Origin of the sequence: Streptomyces sp. S3(2020), assembly GCF_013044505.1 — a bacterium.
GTDB lineage: Bacteria > Actinomycetota > Actinomycetes > Streptomycetales > Streptomycetaceae > Streptomyces.
Genome location: NZ_JABERD010000506.1, coordinates 1 through 1458, shown reverse-complemented (window position 1 = coordinate 1458; position 1458 = coordinate 1). Strand labels below are relative to the sequence as shown.

The 1458-nt window shown below is 70.2% G+C and carries 2 protein-coding genes and 1 pseudogene; 1 reads left to right on the top strand and 2 read right to left on the bottom strand.

Annotation, left to right across the window (positions count from 1 at the left end):
• A partial coding sequence (locus HLK59_RS49990; RefSeq protein ID WP_171148325.1) for a response regulator occupies positions 1-369 on the bottom strand: 369 nt, incomplete at its 3' end.
• Between the two features lie 48 nt (positions 370-417).
• On the opposite strand from HLK59_RS49990, the gene HLK59_RS49985 reads away from it, so the two are divergent.
• Complete coding sequence (locus HLK59_RS49985; RefSeq protein WP_240983109.1) at positions 418-1086, top strand: DUF3152 domain-containing protein; 669 nt, start codon at positions 418-420, stop codon at positions 1084-1086.
• Positions 1087-1095: 9 nt separating this feature from the next.
• Here HLK59_RS49985 and HLK59_RS49980 read toward each other — a convergent pair.
• Positions 1096-1458, bottom strand: a pseudogene (locus tag HLK59_RS49980) (hypothetical protein); the annotation flags it as partial.

Below are 1458 nucleotides of genomic sequence, written 5' to 3'. Positions count from 1 at the left end.
GACCCTGCCGATCGTCATGGCGACCGCGCGGATACGGGCGTTGAGCACACCGGCCTGCACCGGCTTGACGACGTAGTCGTCGGCGCCCGCCTCCAGGCCCACGACGATGTCGACGTCGTCGCCCCGCGCGGTCGCCATGACGATCGGCAGGGTCTGGTCGACGGAGCGGATGCCCCGGCACACGTCCAGGCCGGTCATGCCGGGCAGCATCAGATCGAGGACCACGACGTCGGGCCGGAAGGACGTGAGGTGCGCCATGCCGTCCTCGCCGGTCGCGGCGGCGGCGACGTCGTGTCCCTGGCGGCGCAGCGCCAGGGCGACCCCTTCGCGGACGGCGCGGTCGTCTTCGATCAGCAGAACTCGTGGCATGGGCTCAGTATCGGGACCGCCGGGCGCGCTCCCGGACTCTGTTACCGGATGATCACACAGCCCGCAGCGAGCAGTTCGTTATCGCTTCGTTATCATTCGGGCCAGATCCGATCACATGGCGGCCACAACCTGGCCAACCATGACCGCCCACACCACCACACCCTCCCGTTCCCGACGCCGCCGTCCGGAGGCAGCCCCAGGACCGGCGACGGGAAGAAGACCCTGCGCTACCGCGTCGAGGTCGAGACCGGACTCGACCTCTCCACCGCGGACGTGGCCGAGCAGGTGGACCGCGTCCTGGCCGACCCCCGGGGCTGGACCGCGGACGGCACCTCCGCGTTCCAGCGGATCTCGTCGGGGACCGCCGACTTCGTCGTCAAGGTCGCGACCCCGGGCACCGTGGACAAGATCTGCGCGACGCAGGGCCTGGACACCGGGGGCGAGTACAACTGCAGCGTGAACGAGAACGTCATGGTCAACCTCAGGCGCTGGGAGCTGGCCACCCAGTACTACGCCGACGACGTACGGTCCTACCGTGCCCTGATCATCAACCACGAGGTCGGCCACTTCCTCCACCACGGCCACGTCACCTGCCCGGGCCCCGGCAAACCCGCCCCGGCGATGATGCAGCAGATCAAGGGCATGAAGGGCTGTGTCCCCAATGTCTGGCCCTACGACGCCGAGGGCCGCCTCATCACCGGCCCGGCCGTGCCCTGACCGCCGCGCTCACCGGGTCGCCGTCAGCTTCTCCAGCTGGGCCCTGACGATCGCCTCCGGGATGACGGCCGGGTCCGTCTCGCCCGTCTTCTCCGGGCGGTTGAACTCGTGGAACACCGCCACCGTCGCCCCCTGCCGGACGGCCAGCACCGCGTAGGGGACCCGGATGGGCTCCTCGTCCTCGCTCAGCGCCGCGAGCTGCGTGAGCCGCAGGTACACGGACTCGTCGCCGTAGTGCGGATCGGGCCGCACCTCCACGTCGTCGTAACGGAAGCCCACCGCCACGTCCTTGAAGGTCGCGCACCGCTCGGCGGCGGTGCGCAGCTCGCGGATCACCCGTACGGCGTCCTCGCCGCTGTGCGACGACAGGAT